This is a genomic window from Rubripirellula tenax, from assembly GCF_007860125.1.
GTDB lineage: Bacteria > Planctomycetota > Planctomycetia > Pirellulales > Pirellulaceae > Rubripirellula > Rubripirellula tenax.
On record NZ_SJPW01000002.1, the window covers coordinates 454,929 to 473,330 of the forward strand.

The following is an 18,402-nucleotide window of genomic DNA, read 5'->3' on the forward strand; positions in this document are numbered from 1 at the left end:
CTTACTGCGTTAACGTTTCGAGCAGCGGTAAGACGTCTTTCTTGTACGTGAAGCCAATCGTTTCGCCGGCGTCGACGAATACTTTCACCGGTTTGCCGGCAGCATCGAAAACCATGACCGTTGGAATCGAGTCGATGTTCGCGGTGGCGTAGACGTCGTCGCTGGCCGTGGTGCAGATGTAGCTGCGAAATCCTTCGGCTTTGACGGAATCCAAAAACGAGGCGACTTTCGTTTCATAATGCTCTGGTGGCCGACTCTTGCGACCATCGAAATCCAAGTTGACAGAGATGCACTGGATCGACGTGCCTTTGGATTGGTGCAGCCGGACCAGCTCGGGAAATTCCTTCAAACAGGGTTCGCAAGAAAGCGACCACAAATCGACGACCGTGATTTTTCCTGACGACGTGACTTGAGATTGAATGGCGTCCCAACTGGCGAATTGAACTTTGGCCGATTCGTTGATGGGCGGTTTCCTAGCCGTTTGGTTTTTCGCTGTCTGGGGCAACTCGTCGGACGGCATCTCAAATCCGCCGCTTGATTTGGAGGGCTGGGTCGACAACGTAGGAACCAAGTCAGGCGGCAATTCGATCTCGCCCGGTGCTTCCACAGCCTCGGTAACACTTGCGGTCGACAAGGGTGAACTGGTTGTCGCAACGGCATCGGGCACCGACTGGGTGGCGGAACCGCCACATCCGACCCACGACGTCACCAGGATTGCAAGCAGAGTTGCCGTCGCTTGTGGGCGTCGAAAAACTGGGTGTTGCGTGTGGTGAACGGTCATGGCTTTTTCTCTCAAACTTTGCATACGGCGTTTCCATCCCAGTACCGGCGACCCAAGTGGGCTGTGGCACGTCCTGAATCTAAATGTACCGGCCCCAAATGAAAATGAGGACGCCAAAAAAACCTTTCGGGCCAGAAGCAACCTTCATTCGCGACGGCGGGTCGGCGATCGATTAGATTGTAAACGTGATCCGAGTTCAGAATGCCCAGATTTTTGGTTGAATCGGACGCCATTGCCCATCGCTAGTCTTTCGTCGACGCCTCGATCGAGACATCGCTCCCTTTCAACCGGATTCGCCACGCTGTGGACGGCCACCAGTCAACTACTCAGTTGGTCATCGCATCGAAACAGGGGGACAATGAAGCCCTGGGGCGACTCCTGGAACAGTACCGTGGCTATTTATTGATGCTGGCCCATCGGTATTTGTCCGAACGGTTACGGCGACGCGTGGATCCGGCCGACATTGTTCAATTGACGTTCTTGGAAGCCAAACGCGACTTACCCTCGTTTCGCGGCGAGACGCCGGCCGAGTTTGCCGGGTGGTTGCGTGGCATGCTGAAAAATAATGTGGCCACCGCCGTGACTCGCCACATCACGACGAAGAAACGATCGGTCCGGCGTGAAGTCAACATGGCGCCGGCGTCGGCCAACCAAGATTCCGGCGCCGCTTGGCTTGGCCAATTGCCGGGCAGCACGACAAGCCCCAGTGGTGTCGCGATTCGCGGCGAAGCCGTATTGGCGCTCGTCGAAGCGCTTCACCAGTTGCCCGAAACCCAAGCCGAAGCAATTCGACTTCGCTACATGGAAGGGTTGCCGCTTTCAGACATCGTCGAACGGATGGGGAAATCCGATACCGCCGTCGCCGGGTTGCTCAAACGAGGGCTTCAAAAACTGCGAACGGTACTTTCGGCAGAGGATTGTCCATGGATTTGAGCCGCCGACACGAAGCAGTCCTTTGCGCCCCGTCCGTTCATCTTTTCGGCCTTTCCTTTCGCACGAATCACCTTTCATCGCGAAGAAATTTGAATGCCGGATGAACTAGACAAAACTGAACCACCCTTGGTGGACCCGCTCGATGAAGCCTTTGCGGCCTACCTGCGAAGTTGCGACGAAGGCGGATTGGAAACCCGCGAAGCGTTTTTGGCCAAGTACCCGCAGCTTTCTGGCCAACTCAAAGAGCTGATCGACGCGGCCGACATGATTGGCCAGATGACGATCGGGCACGGTCCGACCCAAGGTGGTGTGACGCCCGCCGTATCCGAAACGGGTGCCGAAACGGTTGCACTGCATACGCCCGGTCCCGGCGAATCGGGCGACGATCCGGCGGTCACCCTTCCGATGGCACACCGCGCAAAAGGCGATCCAGGGCCGACGTTGCCGTTTGATTTGGGTGACTACTTGCTGTTGGATGTGATCGGCCGCGGCGGAATGGGCGTTGTCTATCTTGCTAAACAAACGGAACTCGACCGCTTGGTCGCCGTGAAGATGATCCGCAGCGGCATTTTGGCGGGCGAAGACGAGGTTCGACGTTTCTATACCGAAGCCCAAGCTGCGGCGCGGTTGCATCACCCCGGCATCGTGTCGGTACACCAGTTCGGCCGTCGAGCCGGACACCACTTTTTTTCGATGGAGTTTGTTCGAGGAACGGATCTTCAAAAGAAAATCAACGGCGAGACCCTTTCGGTCCATGACGCCGCCCGCTACGTCCGCGACGTCGCTCGCGCGATCCACCACGCCCACGAAAAAGGTGTGCTACACCGCGACTTGAAACCCGCGAATGTGTTGATCAACGAGAACGATGAAATTTTGGTTACCGACTTTGGTCTGGCCAAGCATACCGACAACGACAGCAGCATCACCGGCAGTGGCGATGCCGTCGGGACACCGCACTACATGGCGCCGGAGCAGGCCAGTGGCAAAAGCGACTCGGCTAGCCCGCAAAGCGACATCTACTCGCTGGGTGCGGTGCTTTTCGCGGCCCTGACGGGCCGGCCACCGATCGTCGGTGACACAGTCATGCAGACATTGGTCAAAGTCGTTCATGATCCCGCGCCTCCTGTGCGAACGCTGCGCCGAGATGCGCCGATCGATCTGCAAACGATTGTCGCCAAGTGCTTAGAGAAACAGCCCGAAAATCGCTATGCATCCGCGAGCCACCTCGCCGATGAACTCAACGCGTTCTTAGAAGGTAGACCGATCGAAGCACGTCCTCGTTCGGTGGCCATGAAGGCTTGGCACTGGTTCGAGGGTGTGCCCCTTGTGGGCGCGCTTACCGGGCGACGTGTGCTCCATTCGTCGGATCAACATCGTCGTTTTCAGGCCGCGATGTTGTTGATGTTTTTGTTGACGCCGATCGTTGCCGCAGGTTTCTTGACTGTGTGGCATCAGCGGAAAGATGCGATTCCGAGTTTTATTCGCATCGCGGGTGGTTTGGAGGGCGGTGTCTATAGCGACCTTTCGTCGGTGTTGGCATCACGCGTCGCGCGAAATCACGGCACATTGACCGAAGTCGTTTCCAGCAACGGTTCGGTCGACAATCGCAGACGACTACTGGATTACGAAATTGATTTAGCGCCGATGCAAGCGACCGTCATTGATGGCGATCATTTGTGTGTTGTCGCACCCTTATTTTACGAATTGCTCTATGTGTTGGTGCGAAGTGAATCCAACGTGACCTCGTTGGCCGATTTGGAAGGGCGGCGTGTTGCCGTCGGTCCCCAGGGTAGCGGTTCGCGAACGACGGCCGAGCTGATCTTCGATTCGTTGCAACTGGATGACGATGCGGTTCATCGTGAAGTCGTGGACTGGCAAACGCTTTCCAGTGACGGGAACCAAGAATCGGAAGCAGGCATCGATGTTGCGATGATCTGTATCGGACAGGGAAGTCCGTTAGTGACGCGATTGATGGCGGAACGAAAGTGGCGGTTGATCCCGGTTACCGAAGGCATACAGATTGCACTCCAACACCCGACGCTTCGTCCGATGTCGATCGAAGCGTCGGATCATCCGGGGATCGAATTGCCGGCGACGGGAATCCCGACGGTCGGAACCACCGCGTTCTTGGCCGCTAGAGATGACTCGCCCGGTGAGCTCGTGACGGCGATGCTGGATGCGTTGTATGAAGATCCCGCGCCCTGCTACGGGCTGATTTCGCGTCGGCATGCCGCCGAGTGGCAAGGTTTGGCATTTCATCCGGCGGCACGGCGGTTCTATCGCGAATCGCCCCAGGCCAAGTCGCCCAGTCGCTGAGCGGTTCCACAAAGGTGGTATTCGTCGCTGCAATCGCTGTAATCGATTCAGTCCGCAATGCCAAGCGGATCTGATCCGTCGGAGTCCAGCATCTGTGGTCAAGCGACCGACCGAAGGCATGTGGGAACCTAGGATTGGGAGCCTCTCCTATGCTCCCAGATCGGTCAAAATTGATGCGATACCCGCTTCTTCAATTTATAGCTTTCGTGCCGACGCGCCTTCGTCGTGGGATCGATCGCTGCACCGACGTCGTTTGCGGAGTACCCCATCAAGCGAATCGCGGTTCGGTTCGCAGCAAGTTGGTGTTGTCGCTGGCCGCTATGTTTCTGGCCGTGATCATGGTTAACGAGCTCGTCGAACGCATCGTCATCGGTCCTGAATTCGCAGCGCTCGAACGAACCTCGGCTGCTCGCGACGCGCTCCGTGTGCAGACAGCGATCGAGAACGAAATGGACCACTTCGGCGAACTTGCCGCGAACTGGGCATCCAACTTGTCGGGCGATCACTCGTCGACATGGCACGAGCATGAATTGCAATGGATTTGTACGGTCGAAGACCATGGTGACACAACGTGGATATTGGGATCGAATCATGAACGGGATGACGACGTTGTCGAGTTGATTGAGGCGGCGCGACGGGCGAGTTCCTCGGCAAGCGAATCGCCACGCAAGCCCTTTCAAGGACTCGCTCGAATCGACAATGGGGCGCTGGTGATGTGTTCAGCATCGCCGATTCCGAATTCGGCCGAACCTTCATCGGACCCTACCCACCAAACTTTGGTGGTGGGGCGTGAATTGACACCGCAGTTTTTCGACAAGTTGTGTGAGCAAACGCAAGTCGATTTCGTGTTGCAGCCGCCGCGACAATCTGAATCGATGGTGATGTGGGAAGCCGCCAAAGTGTTGGTGGTCGAGTTTCCTCTCGTTAGCACCCCAGCGACCGATCACACTGCATCATCGTCGGTTGACGAACGGTCGGCGACCAGTTTGGCAAACGTGTTCATACGCATTCCTCGTCAAATTGTTTCGCGAGCTGATCACACCTTCTCGATGGCTCGCAATCTGTTCATTCTGGGCAGCGTTTTGGCCATTTTGTCGCTGTTGCTTACGTTGCAGTGGATCGTCGTCTTCCCGCTCAATCGCGTCCGTGATCATTTCAACGCGGTCGGCGTCGACGGCATGACCGTATCGCCGCTCTTGCTCGAATGCGATGACGAGATCGGCGATCTTTCGCGGGCATTCGACCAAATGATCCATCGACTCGGCGAGACGCAAAAGCAACTCTCCGAAGCATCGCAAGCGTCCGGGCGAAGCGAAGTCGCCGCGACGGTGATTCACAACGTCGGAAACGTGTTGACCAATGTCAACAGCCTGATCGACACCGCGTCAGATCGAGTCGGTTCGTTGCGGGTGGAACCGCTGCGACAACTCGCACGTCGGTTGCAGGAACCGGGCGGGTCTCCCGAGCTGATCCAAGCAACGCCCTTGTACCTCGACAGTTTGGCGAACAAATGGCGATCCGATCAAGACTCTTTGTCCGAAACGTTGGCGACCCTCAACGACAACGTCAAACACATTCACGATATCATCCGTGATCAACAACGACATGCCGATCAACAGATCGAATACGGAATGGTTGACGTCGGATCCATTCTGGACGATGCGATCGGCTGTTGCAGTGCAAAGCTGACCGAAGAGTCCGTCGCGGTTCGTATGGATGACCACGGCAAGGTGTTTGCCTATGGCGATCGATCGCTTTTGCTTCAAACCATCATCAACATCATCAGCAACGCGGCGCAAGCGATGACGCTTTCGCCGCAGGATCAACGAACGCTGAATGTATGTCTGCTCGACCACGGCAATGAAGTTCGCATCGAGATCCGCGATTCTGGATGTGGCATGTCAGCGGAAACGCTTTCCCGAGTCTTCGATGCCCACTTCACATTGCGAGAAGGGGGAACCGGATTGGGACTACACTTTTGTGCCAACACGATCCGAAAACTTGGCGGATCCATCCAGGCGCACAGCGACGGAATCGGCCACGGGTCCACGTTCGCCATCCGATTAGAAAAATCAAAGCAACGCACGTCCTCGGCAGCCCACGCCGACGAATCGATCATCGAGAACGAAGAGACACTGGCATGAACCCGCCCCTCTACCGCCGCCTGCTGATCGTCGACGATCAGCAGCCCATTCATGACACGTTTCGGCGTATCTTTGTCGCAAAGGATTGCGTTGACGATGCGCTGACCGACTTCGAGTCCAAGTTTCTTAAATCGAGCGACGTGGACGCGATCGGTGTCGCTCAGAAACAGACTCAAGACGACGTTTACGAACTTTCGCATGCGCACGGCGGCGAACAAGCTGTCGTCCTGGTTCGCGAATCGATCGCTGAAGACGATCGATTCAGTGTCGCCTTCGTCGACATGCGAATGCCATCGGGTATGGACGGCCTGGAAACGATCGAGGCGCTTTGGCAGATCGACGCAACGCTTCAGGTTGTCGTTTGCACCGCCTATAGCGACCACGCATGGGAACACGTGCTCGATCGACTCGGGCGAAACGACCGTCTGTTGCTTTTGAGAAAGCCGTTTGAGTCGGATGAGGCGAGACAACTGGCGCTGGCGCTGAGCGAGAAAAGCCGACTCGAAAACGAGCGACGGTTCGAGCTGAAAAAATTGGAACACGAAGTCGTCCTGCGCCGTGGTGCTGAAGCAGAGATGCGGGAAATGGCGCTTCGCGATGCGTTGACACAGTTGCCCAACCGTCCGTATCTGTTGGACAAGTTGGAAAGAATCATCCAAGAGAATCGCTCAGGCATACAGTGCGAGAACGCCGTGCTGTTCTTGGATCTGGACAACTTCAAGATCGTCAACGACAGCCTGGGTCACAATGCCGGAGACGATTTGTTAAACCTAGTCGCCGCCCGCTTGAAAGAATGCGTCCGCGACTCGGACACGTCGGGACGCTATTCCGACAAGGAGACCGTGCGTCTGGGTGGCGACGAGTTCGTTGTGCTGTTGGAGAACTTGGCCGATGAAAGGGACGCGATTACCGTCGCCAACCGTATCGTCGAAAAGATCTCCGAGCCGTTTCCATTGTGTGGTCGTTTGGTAACGGTCGGCACAAGTGTCGGCATCGCGTATATGAACCATCACGCTACTGAAGCACACATCGTGCTAAGAAACGCCGATACGGCGATGTATCGCGCGAAGAATGCGGGCAAGGGTCGCATCGCCGTCTTCGACCGATCGATGCACGCCGATGTCGTCGAACGAATGGAACTTGAAAATCAACTTCGTCGCGCCGTCGAACTTGAATCCTTCGAGTTGAACTATCAACCCATCGTGAACCTTCGCGATGCCTCGATCATGGGCATCGAAGTGCTGATGCGATGGAAGAACGAGCAAGGCGTATACATTTCGCCAAGCGACTTTATTCCGATGGCGGAAGAGATCGGTTTGATCGGCAAAGTCGGGGAATGGGCAATCGAGCACGCGATGAATGCATTCAACGACGTCGTTTCGCGACTGCCTGCTGGGTCGCACCAGGATCTCTACATGGGCGTCAATGCGTCACGCCGCCAATTGAGTGACCCGTTCTTTGTCGAGCGACTAAATCAAATTATCGACCGCACCGGTTTTGAAAGGCAGCGATTGAAACTGGAGGTCAACGAATCCTATGATCCGCGACACCGCGAACAAGCCGTTCAAACGATGTTAAGCCTTCATCGTACCGGTGTCGGGATCCAGATCGACGACTTCGGAAAAGGGCAATCGTCGCTGACCTGTTTCCAGTCCTACCCGATCGAGGCTGTCAAAATCGATCGCAGTTTCACCGCTGCGATTGCCACCGACCACAGTCATGCGGTCATCACGCAAGCCATCGTTCAATTGGCGCACCAACTCGGATCCAGGATCGTTGCCGAGGGCGTCGAGTCGAAGGAGCAACTGGCGGCGCTACGGCGCTGGGGTTGCGACGCGGTTCAAGGCTACTACTTTTCGCAACCGCTTTCGGTCGATCGATTGTACGAACTACTCGCCGACCCGATGCAAAGTGAAGGCATTCGAGCACTGCGACAACAAGTGGCGATGCCGATTTTGTTCAGCCAGCAGTCTAACTTGATGCTGACCAACGAGACGTCGGTCTAGTTACCTTCGTTCGAGTCGTCCGGACGCGAGCGATGGACGTGACGGCTAAAGAATGGCCAGCGGATTTCGTTGGGTCTCTAACGTGCCACGCGTGACGCCAAGCCGATTGGATGCGTTGAGCGTCTGCCAGACCTCGCGACCGGTGACTTGGCCTTTGAGCAACTTGCGATAGACCGCGAGAGTGCTCTTTGTGCTGTCGGCATCTTCTTCGAGCATCTCGACTCGAAACCATTCGACACCACGAGCGATCAAATCGCCAACCACTTCGGCGCCGCTTTGCGGCGTCGCGTTGTACAGCGTGTTTCGACATGCGACGTCCGCATGAAGCGGATGTTCGGCACCGACGCGATCACGAAGTTGCACGACATGGCGGTCACAGGGACGACCGCAATTGGTTTTGTTCGTTCCGGGGGAAATCACGGCGCAAAACACACAGTGCTCCATATGGAACATCGGCATGTGCTGGTGCATCACGATCTCCAACCATGGTGACGGCAGCGAGTCGACCAAGTCCATCAACTGCTCGCGATTTAGATCGTACGACGCCGTGACTCGCGCTGCACCCTGATCACGAAGCCACTGGGCCGATCGGTGATTGGCCACATTCAGCGAAAAGTCAGCGATCACGTGCTCGAAATTCTCTTTCGCGAATCGGATCGCTGCCAAGTTGCGAGCCAAGATCACATCTGGATCCAACCGCCGCAGCACTTTCAAGAGTCCCATCTCGCCCGGTTTCTGGATTCGGACGGTGGCGATGCCGATGGGCGTTCCAGCATCCTTGGCCATCGCAACCGCGTCCCGGTACGTGCGAACGTCGTGAAAGTCGACATATGCCATATCGACACCGACCTGACAGGCGGCGGCAAGCTGTTCCATCGTCCGGCAGAGGACTGACAGTTTGGGTGATGAAGTGGTTGTCGCCTCGGCAGCAATGGGTGCCAACCAACGCTTTGCGGAGTCGATCGTCAGTTTTCGTTCGGGCACTTCGGCCAAGCCGGCTTCGATCGTTTCGACCAGCGCACGACGAACTTGGTTCAGCATTGCCATCGGAACCATCGGTTGGCCTTCGATCGCGACATCCAGATCGCCTAGCACAAACGGAGTCCCGCCCAAGCGACCAAGTTTGTCGCGGATCAGGGCCTCGTCGGCGGGGCGATTGCGGGCCACGCTTAGAACTTCGTCACTGGTGACCGACCATGATCGGCCGTCGGCCAGACGGGCTTCGATTGAAAGCGGTTGATCCACCTTCACCACCACGCGCATATCCAACGATTGTCGACCGTTGGGGTCTTCGCTCGAGAACGTCTTTCGAAGTCGACGGTTCAGTTGCGGATCATCATTTTTGTAGACGACGGCATCGATCTGGACTTCGGACCAATCGATTTCGCCGTGTCCGAATCCGATCCAAATCAATGCACCGGATGCAGCCGTTTTTGTTTTCACGCCTGATGCATTGGAAGATCCGGATGATTCCATGATGGAATAGATGCGGCCGCCCTGTGGCTCCTGGCCATCGAAACCGGTGATCGCCAACCCATCGCCCAATGCGACTGGGCCTTCGAGGCGGATCTTGAGTTCGCCCTTGCGAGTATCGATGACTTCGCCGATGCGTACGCCACGTTTCGACGACGTCAATCCGGGAACCAACCGCTTGTGATCATTGCCCGACAACCAACCGGGCGAGAAACCTCGCGAGAACGACAATTCCATTTCTCGCTTGGCTTCTTCGTCGATCTGGACACGGCCCGTCGCCATTGCGTCGTCGATCGCGCGGCGATAATGACCGGTGATGTTGGCGACATACTCGGGTGTCTTCAAACGGCCTTCGATTTTGATCGACGCCACACCGGCATTGATGACGTCCGGAATCGCAGCGTAACCGGCAAGGTCTTGAGGGCTGAGCAAATACTTGACGTCGCCGAGTTCATGGTCAGTGCCATCGACGATCAATTCGTAGGGCAACCGACACGCTTGGGCGCATTGGCCACGGTTGGCGCTGCGTCCACCTAGAGACTCGCTGGTCAAACATTGTCCCGAGTAGGCGACGCACAGTGCACCGTGGATGAAAATCTCGATTGGCATCTCAGTGGACGCGGTGATCTTGCGGATCTCGTCGATCGAAAGCTCGCGGGCCAACACGACACGAGACAACCCAAGCTGCGCAGCGACGGCAATGGTTTCTGCGCTCGTTAAACTCATCTGGGTCGATGCGTGTACTTCCAAGTCCGGGCAGATCTCGCGAACGAGGCGAGCGACGCCAAAGTCTTGAACCAATACCGCATCGATGCCCGCCATCGCAATGTGCTCGACCACATCCGCAATCGCCGGCATCTCGGATGGAAACACCAGGGTGTTGAGTGTCACATAGCCTTTGACGCCGCGGCCACGCAGTCGTTTGCTCAATTCGGGTAGGTCGCGAATCCCAAAATTCTGGGCCCGGTAGCGGGCGTTGAAGCCGCAATCGAGACCGAAATAGATCGCATCGGCACCGTTTTCGACCGCTGCCTTGACGCACTCCCAATCGCCGGCCGGTGCCAGCAGTTCAGGAGCCTGTCGCTTTTTCGATCGTTCGGTCGTCGTCAGTGGTGTGTCCATCTGAGGCATTATGACGAGCATCGGTCGAATTGGGAAACGATCTAAAATTTGGCGGCGTCGAATCCCGCTTTTCGCCGCCCCGCCACCGGAAACCCGACCCGACTGCGGTCAACTAGAATGTCGGCACTCGAATTCATTCCAAGCCTGCGGAGTCCGCCATGTCACGACGTTTGATCGCCATCTTCGCCTTATTCGTGATGCTCGGATCTTGGGCGACAGCGGACCAGCCCAATGTTTTGGTCATCATGGCCGACGATTGTACCTACAACGATTTGTCGATTTACGGTGGTCTGAATGCCAAGACGCCAAATTTGGATCAACTGGCCGGCGAGGGTTTGGTGTTCAACCAAGCGTACGTGGCCGAAGCGATGTGCCAACCTTGCCGTGCGGAACTGTACACCGGCCAGTATCCGATGCGCAATGGATGCGCGTGGAATCATTCGTCCAGCGTTCCCGAAACGAGGAGTATTCCGCATCACTTGAGCGAGTTGGGATATCGCGTCGGCATCGCGGGCAAGGTTCACGTGTTGCCCCAAAAAGCGTTCCCCTTCGAGGATGTCCCTGGTTTTGAAAAGTCGTGTGTTCGCGAACCGACTCGGACGCACGATCTAAGTGGCGCCGAAGCGTTTGTCACGCGAAGTACTGACCAACCGTTTTGCATGGTCATTGCATTGGTCGAGCCGCACGTGCCGTGGGTGATGGGGGACGCATCGGCGTATCCCGCTAAAAAAATCGTTCTGCCGCCAAACATCGCCGATACCAAAGTGACTCGCGAAGCGTTCTCGCGATACTTGGCCGAGATCACTTACATGGATGGGCAAGTCGGTGAAATTCTTGCGATGCTGGAAGCGACCGGGCACGCCGAGGATACGTTGGTGTTGTTTACTTCCGAGCAGGGGTCGCAGTTTCCCGGCAACAAATGGACGAACTGGGACACCGGTGTCCACACGGCGCTGATTGCGCGCTGGCCGGGTATTGTCGCCGCTGGAAAGCGTACCGACGCATTGGTTCAGTACGCCGATATCGCGCCAACGATCGTGGATGCCGTGGGCGGCGATGTGACGGGCAAGTCGTTCGACGGCACCAGTTTCTTGTCGGTATTGAAAGGACAAGCGGATACTCACCGCAAATACGTTTACGGCGTTCATAACAATGTTCCCGAGGGGCCGCCGTATCCGGTACGATCCATCAGTGATGGTAAGTACCGTTACATTCGCAACTTGAGTCCGGAAAGTTTGTACATCGAAAAGCACGTGATGGCTCACCAGAACAGCACCAGTCCGTCGCGGACCTACTGGCAGACCTGGGTGTGGGAGACGGCCAACTCGGATGCGATTTACCGGTTGGTGGACCGGTATCAACGCCGGCCTGCGGAAACGCTCTACCACACGGCAACGGATCCTTACGAGATGCAAAACTTACTGAACACCGATTCGACGTCCATTGCCAAGACTCGCGAAGAACTCTCTTTGGAATTGGATCGATGGTTGGAATCGCAGGGCGACCCGGGAATCGAACAAGACACACGTGAAAGCCATCGCGCGGCCAAGCAGGGCAATCATCGCTTTCGAGCACCGGCACAAGAACGCACCGTAACCCACTGAGATCACCCGAGAACCGTTTTGCCTTTAACACCCATTGATGGATGACTCAGAATGCTGGTAACGGCCGACACGGATCGACGTAACCGAAGCGTGTCGATGAGCTTTGCCCTGGCCATCGTGATTCTTGCTGGATTTCTATCGATTGCTTCAATTTGGTGGCTGGGTCTGGTCCTGGTCGCGCCGATCGTTTTTTGGTGGTCTCGCCGCAAGACACTGCGCCGACGTGCGGCGATGGATCAGCCGATGGCGGATGCCTGGGAGCATACTCTGGCTACCGAAGTCGGTTACTTTGCCGCTCTCGACGACGACGGCAAGGAACGTTTTCGCAAGCTGGTGAAAGTGTTCGTCGACGAGGTAGCGATTACTGGAATTCGCACCGATGTCGACGACCGAACCATCGCCCTGGTTGCGGCCAGCGCAGTGATTCCGATTTTCGGGTTCGATGATTGGGAGTACTCAGGGCTGGGCGAGGTGTTGATCTATCCGAGCGCCTACGGCGAAGACTTTCGCACCGATCCGAGTTCGGACCGACGAACGTTGGGCATGGTCGGCGCCTATCATCTGAGCGGTGTGATGATCTTGTCGAAGCCTGATTTGATCGCCGGCTTCGCGAATGCTACCGATAAACGCAATGTTGGCATCCACGAATTTTCTCATCTGGTCGACAAGCAAGATGGATCGATTGACGGTGTCGTGCGAACCGCCGCGACGGAAGTCGCCATCCCCTGGGTGCGCTGGGTCGCGGAAGAGTTGCGTCGAACGCCGGGAAGCAACGAACATATCGACGACTATGCCTACACCAACGAAGCCGAGTATTTCGCGGTGCTCTCGGAATACTTTTTTGACTCGCCGGCGATCTTGGCGGAAAAAGCACCTGATACCTACAACATGCTGCAGAAGATCTACCGCCAAGACCCGAAACGGGTGCTTGCCAGAGTGCCGCGTCGAAAACGACGCGTCGGTCGCAACGAAGATTGCCCGTGCGGAAGCGGTGACAAATTCAAACGGTGTTGCTTGACACGACGACACCGTGGTCTGCCGCTAAAAAAGTGACGCCACTGCTGGACCGACCGGATCCGCGTTGTCGGTCATCCATCCAGCCGACTCGATCACCTGATCAATGGAAACCAACTCCATCGCTGCGATCGTTCGCAGCCTTGCAAGTTCGTTGATGACTCGCAGCGCGTCGATCGTCGTCACTCGTCCATCGCCGTTCTGATCGAAATACGCATCGGGCCAAACTTGGATGTTGATCGGATCATGCAGGACCTGGGTCTCGCGATCAGAAAACGTACGTCGACCGAGTTCATTGATGATCCGCAGAGCATCGCCGGCCGTCACGTCACCGCTGTTGTTGACATCACTGAAACGAACAAGATTTTGCCAAGGCAAATCTGTCACGAAGAAAAGCGGATTTTCACCATTCGTGTCGACAACCGATCGAACAAAACGCCCATCGATTCGTTGTGACTGGCCCATGCGAAGTTCGTCGAGGCTGGCATACGTGATGACGACGGGGTTCTGTCCCGAGATCGTGAACGCCGGATCGTTTGCGGGACTGGCGACGACGATCGAATGGAAAGACGCGACCGGCGACGTGAACTGGGTGACGTCATTGTCGCGAACGGTGACGTTGCTTTGAGTCACTTCAACGACCGCGACCGAGGACGCCAATTGCACGTTGATATCCGGCGACGACGCAGCGTCGACAATCGTGAATCGATAGTCTTCGACTTCGCCATCGGAAGCAGATCCGGTCGGCAATAGGCCACCGAGGCTGCTGAATCGAAAACGGGCGAATGATTCGCCGGGAACCGAACCGGCCGGAATCCGCATGGGGACGGTATTCGGTCCCGGTCGAAGGGAAATGGACGCCGCAAATTGCTCGCCGACATCATCCCAGTCGCCGTCTCGATTGAAGTCGGCCCAAGCATCCAAGTACCCACTTGCCGATGCATCGATCGACAATCCTGCGGTGGTCTCGGTGTCTGAAATGGCTAACACGTCGGTGATGAAAGTGACTCCATCATCGGCCGCATCGGCGTCGGCGGCTTCGCTGGGTTGTCCATCCGATTCCGACGTTGCGGTGGCACCTAGAAACACGTCGCCTACGATATGACGGGCACCGTCGCGATCGATCGTGACGGGGTAAGGCTCCGGTGCATCGCCTAGATCTTCGACGATCGGTTTTGGATCCACCGTGATCGTGATGCGCTGTGAGTCGGACGTGCCAAGTCCGCCGCCGGAATCGGTTACCGTAACATCGAACGAGACGCTGCCGGTGATGTCGGGCCGTGCGGTGTAGAACAACGTCCCGTCGGCATCGATGATCGGATTGGCGTCGAAGAACTCGGGGTTGTCGAAGTTTGTAATCCTCGCGGAGATGCGAATTTGTGACGATTCGTCATCGGGGCCGGGATCAAAACTGGAAATGAAACCGGCCACGGACTGCGGTCCCGATCCTTGAACGATCGTGGGTGGTTGGATGGTCGTGAACGTCGGCCGGTCATTCACGGGTGCGATCGTGATGGTGCCGACTTGAACGGCGGATATATCGAGACCTCCGTTCTCTGTCCCACCATCGTCTTGGACGGTCACATCGAACGTGGCGGTGCCGTTGGCATCCGTCGCAGGACGGAAGCGAAGCGTTCCGTTGTTGTCGATGGTGGGGCCACTGGCAAACAATGTCGGGTCGCTGACGTTGGTGACGTGGTAGGCAAGCACTGACTGCTTACCCGTTTCTGTGACGCGAAGGTCAAGCGAATATCGATTCAGGGGTCCCGTTTGTTGGATGTAAAACGTGTAGGTCCCTGCGGCAAGCGGTGGTACGAACTTGCTGCCGGTAACAATGCCGGCCCGGCGAAGGATGCTGGCACCGCCCGCCTCGGGCAAGTCGTCCAGTCCGAACACCGTGCCGCCGATGAACTGCGTCTCATCCAAAAAAGGGTTGGCGTTGATGTCCAAATCGAATGCGTCGTAGGGAAACGAATCCGTGTCATCGATCGCAATGAATGCGTTTCGTTCGTTGGGGTTGGTCGGAATCTGGTCGTATTCGTATTCCAACACGAACAGCCCATTTAATTGAAAGCCGGCTTCGACTTGAAAAGTGAAAACATCGACGTTGCCGATCGAATTTGCCGACTCGACGGTTCCGCGAACGATGTTTGATCCGATCGACAGCAGGCCCAAATTGGTCGGGGCGGATGAGTCGGTCGACAAAGGATCGACGATGCCATCGGCGCCTTCGTCGTGAAGCACTCGAGAGGCGGTCGATTCGTCACCCTCGCCCGGTCCTGGATTGAAGTCGCTGGCAAAATTTGCAATCGACTGTAGCGGTGCGTCTTCGTTAATCAGTGCCGGACCGGCGATCACGAAACTGGGTTGGGCGTTCGCGGTCGATTCACCTTCACCTACCGCTGACGCGATCGTGGTCAGCATGCGGCGCGATTCGAGTGATTCGAATCTGCGAAGGCGGCGGAACGTACGTGGCATGGCTGTCTCGGCAAGATGGGACGCAGCGGGTAGTCTAGGGCTGGTACGAAACAGAAGTGTCCGCCGCGAAGACTTGAGCATGAATGATACCACTGTTCCCGAAACGCTGGCTTACACGAATGGACGATTGGTTCTGATTGACCAGACTCGATTGCCCGGTGAATTGGTAACGTTAGTTTGTGAAGATGTCGAGCAAACGCACGATGCGATCCGTCGTTTGGTCGTTCGAGGCGCTCCAGCGATCGGGATCGCGGCCGCCTACGGTGTCTGCTTGGCAAAGCCCGCTAACCGCGCCGGATATTTATCAGCGATCGAGCGGTTGGCGACCAGTCGGCCGACGGCGGTCAATCTGTTCTGGGCGCTCGATCGAATGAAAGCGGTTGTCGAAAGCACATCATCCGACGATGACTTAGCCGGCGTGCTTCAAGCCGAAGCGATCGCGATCCATGATCAAGATCGAATGATGTGTCGTGATATCGGTCGCCACGGCGCCACGCTGCTTCGCGATTGTCACGCGGTGTTGACGCACTGTAACGCCGGCGGATTGGCAACATCGATGTGGGGGACAGCTCTGGCACCGATTTATCACTTGCATCAATCGGGACACGCGATCGAAGTGTTCGCCGACGAGACTCGCCCGTTGTTGCAAGGCGCACGATTGACCGCCTGGGAATTGAGCCAAGCGGGAGTGCCCGTCACGGTGCTGACCGACTCGATGGCCGGCAGTTTGTTGCGAACAGGAAAGATCGATGCCGTGATCGTCGGCGCCGACCGTATCGCGGCCAACGGCGACGCGGCCAACAAAATCGGAACCTATCCGTTAGCCGTGTTGGCCAAGTACCACGACGTGCCCTTCTATGTGGCGGCGCCATCGAGCACGTTCGATTTGTCGTTGGCGAATGGCGACTTGATTCCGATCGAACAACGGGCCCGAATCGAGGTCAGCAGCCCGCATGGTGTTTGCGTCGTCCCGGACGCGGCCAACGTCATCAACCCGGCCTTTGATGTCACGCCGGCAGATTTGATCACCGCCATCGTTACAGAGTTGGGCGTTGTCGAAAGCCCCGACACAGAGAAGTTGGCGCGGCATCTGGCCTAGCTTCAAAATCCGGCTGCTTGGGCCAGTGACCAGACGTGTCACGGGGCGATGCGATAGTTCTTTTGACGCGGGGAAGTGAACGGCAGAGTCTCAAAACGAGACGGCCGGTTCAATTCGCGTTGCAGCGATGGATTGTCAACCAACGTTGGTCGTTTTCGGACATTGGCAATTGGAACGGTCGTAAAAAGATCTTTCGCGAAAAATCAAACGAAATGTTGGTTTTCGCTCAAGTCGGCTCGAATTGTTCCATGAATCTGGCCCGAAAGCGGACGATTGGTACGGTGTTTGTACCACTCGCTATGGAAACCACATCACAAGAGCTACTCAGGGAAGTGAATCATGTTAGTACTAAGCCGCAAAGAAGGTGAACAACTACTCATCGGTGACAACATCGTGTTGACGATCAACCGTTTGTCCGGCAACCGCGTCGCGATCGGAATCGAAGCGCCGCGTGAAGTAAGGATCGTACGAGGCGAACTCGATCGTCATGAGGTCGCCTCACCCGGTTCGGCACCCGTGGCCATGTCAATGGATGAAACCAACGTCTCGGTTGCTAGCAAACCGCACTCGTAGGTCGCATTTGCACGAGGCGTGCTGCCTGGATCAGACGATTCGCGGTGTCATCCGTGTCAACGTAATGTGGCCAGCAAAACAGCGGTCGACGTCGGTCCCGGCGTCCCGCGGACGACCGTGAAATTCGGATGACATCGTTAGCTTTTGAGCGGACTCTCGTTCGCTCGATACAAGTTGTCCGGTTCGAATCATCGGGTGTGAGTCCACTCTACACTCGACACAATCGGGAATAGGTCCATCAGGGGCAACCGCTGGCAGGTTGAGGTTCCACAAATGTTCGGATCCTGTCAGCCGTCCATTGGCAAACTGTGCAAAAAATTCTTTCAGTGTCGGCGCCAACCAACAACCCACATGGTCCCAGGTCTTGGGCACATCGGGATGACGGTAGTGAGAAGCTGCGAGTGCCGGGATACCTTGCAGAGCTGCTTCCCGCGCGGCGGCGAACGTTCCGCTGACCAGTAGGTCGATTCCCAAGTTCGCGCCCGCGTTGATCCCTGATAGCACAAGATCAACACAAGGCATCAGTGTCGACGTTGCTGCCCTGACGCAGTCCACGGGTGTTCCATCGACGCAATACCATCCGGCGCGATGTTGATGAATGACCAGCGATCGTCCTGTGGTGACACTGTGCCCGCACTCGCTGCGCCCGCGATCCGGCGCCACAACGGTTACGTTCGCATCGGATCCGACGACCGCGGTGATGGCTTCGTAAAACGCAGCTAAACCAGGGGCATCCATGCCGTCGTCATTCGTCAGAAGGATGTTCAAAGCGTATCTATGGCAAGAGGAAGAACCAGGTATCGCGACGGACACAGCCACTGGCGGCTGTGACGAGAATCGCTTGGCAATGTCTGCAAAG

The 18,402-nt window shown here is 56.6% G+C and carries 12 protein-coding genes; 8 read left to right on the forward strand and 4 right to left on the reverse strand.

The window, feature by feature from the left end; translation table 11 throughout:
- Position 1: 1 nt before the first annotated feature.
- Positions 2-781: a TlpA family protein disulfide reductase gene (locus Poly51_RS07450; RefSeq protein ID WP_146455906.1), complete on the reverse strand. Its 780-nt coding sequence runs from the start codon at positions 779-781 to the stop codon at positions 2-4.
- 303 nt (positions 782-1,084) lie between these two features.
- Between Poly51_RS07450 and Poly51_RS07455 the strand changes: the two genes are divergently transcribed.
- The 4 genes from Poly51_RS07455 to Poly51_RS07470 all read left to right on the forward strand — a co-directional run bounded on the left by Poly51_RS07455 (position 1,085) and on the right by Poly51_RS07470 (position 8,180).
- Positions 1,085-1,714 (forward strand): sigma-70 family RNA polymerase sigma factor, encoded by a 630-nt coding sequence (locus Poly51_RS07455; protein ID WP_146455907.1) that lies wholly within the window; start codon positions 1,085-1,087, stop codon positions 1,712-1,714.
- Between the two features lie 93 nt (positions 1,715-1,807).
- Positions 1,808-4,030 (forward strand): serine/threonine-protein kinase, encoded by a 2,223-nt coding sequence (locus Poly51_RS07460; RefSeq protein ID WP_146455909.1) that lies wholly within the window; start codon positions 1,808-1,810, stop codon positions 4,028-4,030.
- Between the two features lie 206 nt (positions 4,031-4,236).
- A complete protein-coding gene (locus Poly51_RS07465) occupies positions 4,237-6,174 on the forward strand; it encodes an ATP-binding protein (RefSeq protein WP_186775408.1) in 1,938 nt (645 codons plus the stop codon).
- Positions 6,171-8,180 (forward strand): putative bifunctional diguanylate cyclase/phosphodiesterase, encoded by a 2,010-nt coding sequence (locus Poly51_RS07470; protein WP_146455913.1) that lies wholly within the window; start codon positions 6,171-6,173, stop codon positions 8,178-8,180. Before Poly51_RS07465 ends, Poly51_RS07470 begins: the two co-directional genes overlap by 4 nt.
- Before the next feature lie 45 nt (positions 8,181-8,225).
- Here the strand turns inward: Poly51_RS07470 and Poly51_RS07475 are convergent, their stop codons facing one another.
- Positions 8,226-10,796, reverse strand: a complete 2,571-nt coding sequence (locus Poly51_RS07475) for a DUF3656 domain-containing U32 family peptidase (protein WP_449314214.1) — start codon at positions 10,794-10,796, stop codon at positions 8,226-8,228.
- Positions 10,797-10,933: 137 nt separating this feature from the next.
- Between Poly51_RS07475 and Poly51_RS07480 the strand changes: the two genes are divergently transcribed.
- Both Poly51_RS07480 and Poly51_RS07485 read left to right on the forward strand, forming a co-directional pair.
- Positions 10,934-12,379, forward strand: coding sequence for a sulfatase family protein (locus Poly51_RS07480; protein WP_146455915.1), 1,446 nt, complete (start codon positions 10,934-10,936; stop codon positions 12,377-12,379).
- Positions 12,380-12,475: 96 nt separating this feature from the next.
- Positions 12,476-13,432, forward strand: a complete 957-nt coding sequence (locus Poly51_RS07485; protein ID WP_246114330.1) for a zinc-dependent peptidase — start codon at positions 12,476-12,478, stop codon at positions 13,430-13,432.
- On the opposite strand, the gene Poly51_RS07490 is transcribed toward Poly51_RS07485, so the two are convergent.
- Positions 13,421-15,871, reverse strand: coding sequence for a GEVED domain-containing protein (locus Poly51_RS07490; protein ID WP_186775409.1), 2,451 nt, complete (start codon positions 15,869-15,871; stop codon positions 13,421-13,423). The two genes, Poly51_RS07485 and Poly51_RS07490, sit on opposite strands and share 12 nt — an antisense overlap.
- Positions 15,872-15,950: 79 nt before the next feature.
- On the opposite strand from Poly51_RS07490, the gene mtnA reads away from it, so the two are divergent.
- Positions 15,951-16,970: an S-methyl-5-thioribose-1-phosphate isomerase gene (gene mtnA, locus Poly51_RS07495; protein WP_146455922.1), complete on the forward strand. Its 1,020-nt coding sequence runs from the start codon at positions 15,951-15,953 to the stop codon at positions 16,968-16,970.
- A 339-nt stretch (positions 16,971-17,309) separates the two neighbouring features.
- The gene (locus Poly51_RS07500) at positions 17,310-17,543 is read left to right on the forward strand and encodes a carbon storage regulator (protein ID WP_146455924.1); all 234 of its coding nucleotides are present in this window, start codon (positions 17,310-17,312) and stop codon (positions 17,541-17,543) included.
- A 30-nt stretch (positions 17,544-17,573) separates the two neighbouring features.
- Here Poly51_RS07500 and surE read toward each other — a convergent pair whose 3' ends face one another.
- A complete protein-coding gene (gene surE / locus Poly51_RS07505; RefSeq protein ID WP_146455926.1) occupies positions 17,574-18,311 on the reverse strand; it encodes a 5'/3'-nucleotidase SurE in 738 nt (245 codons plus the stop codon).
- Positions 18,312-18,402: the final 91 nt, after the last annotated feature.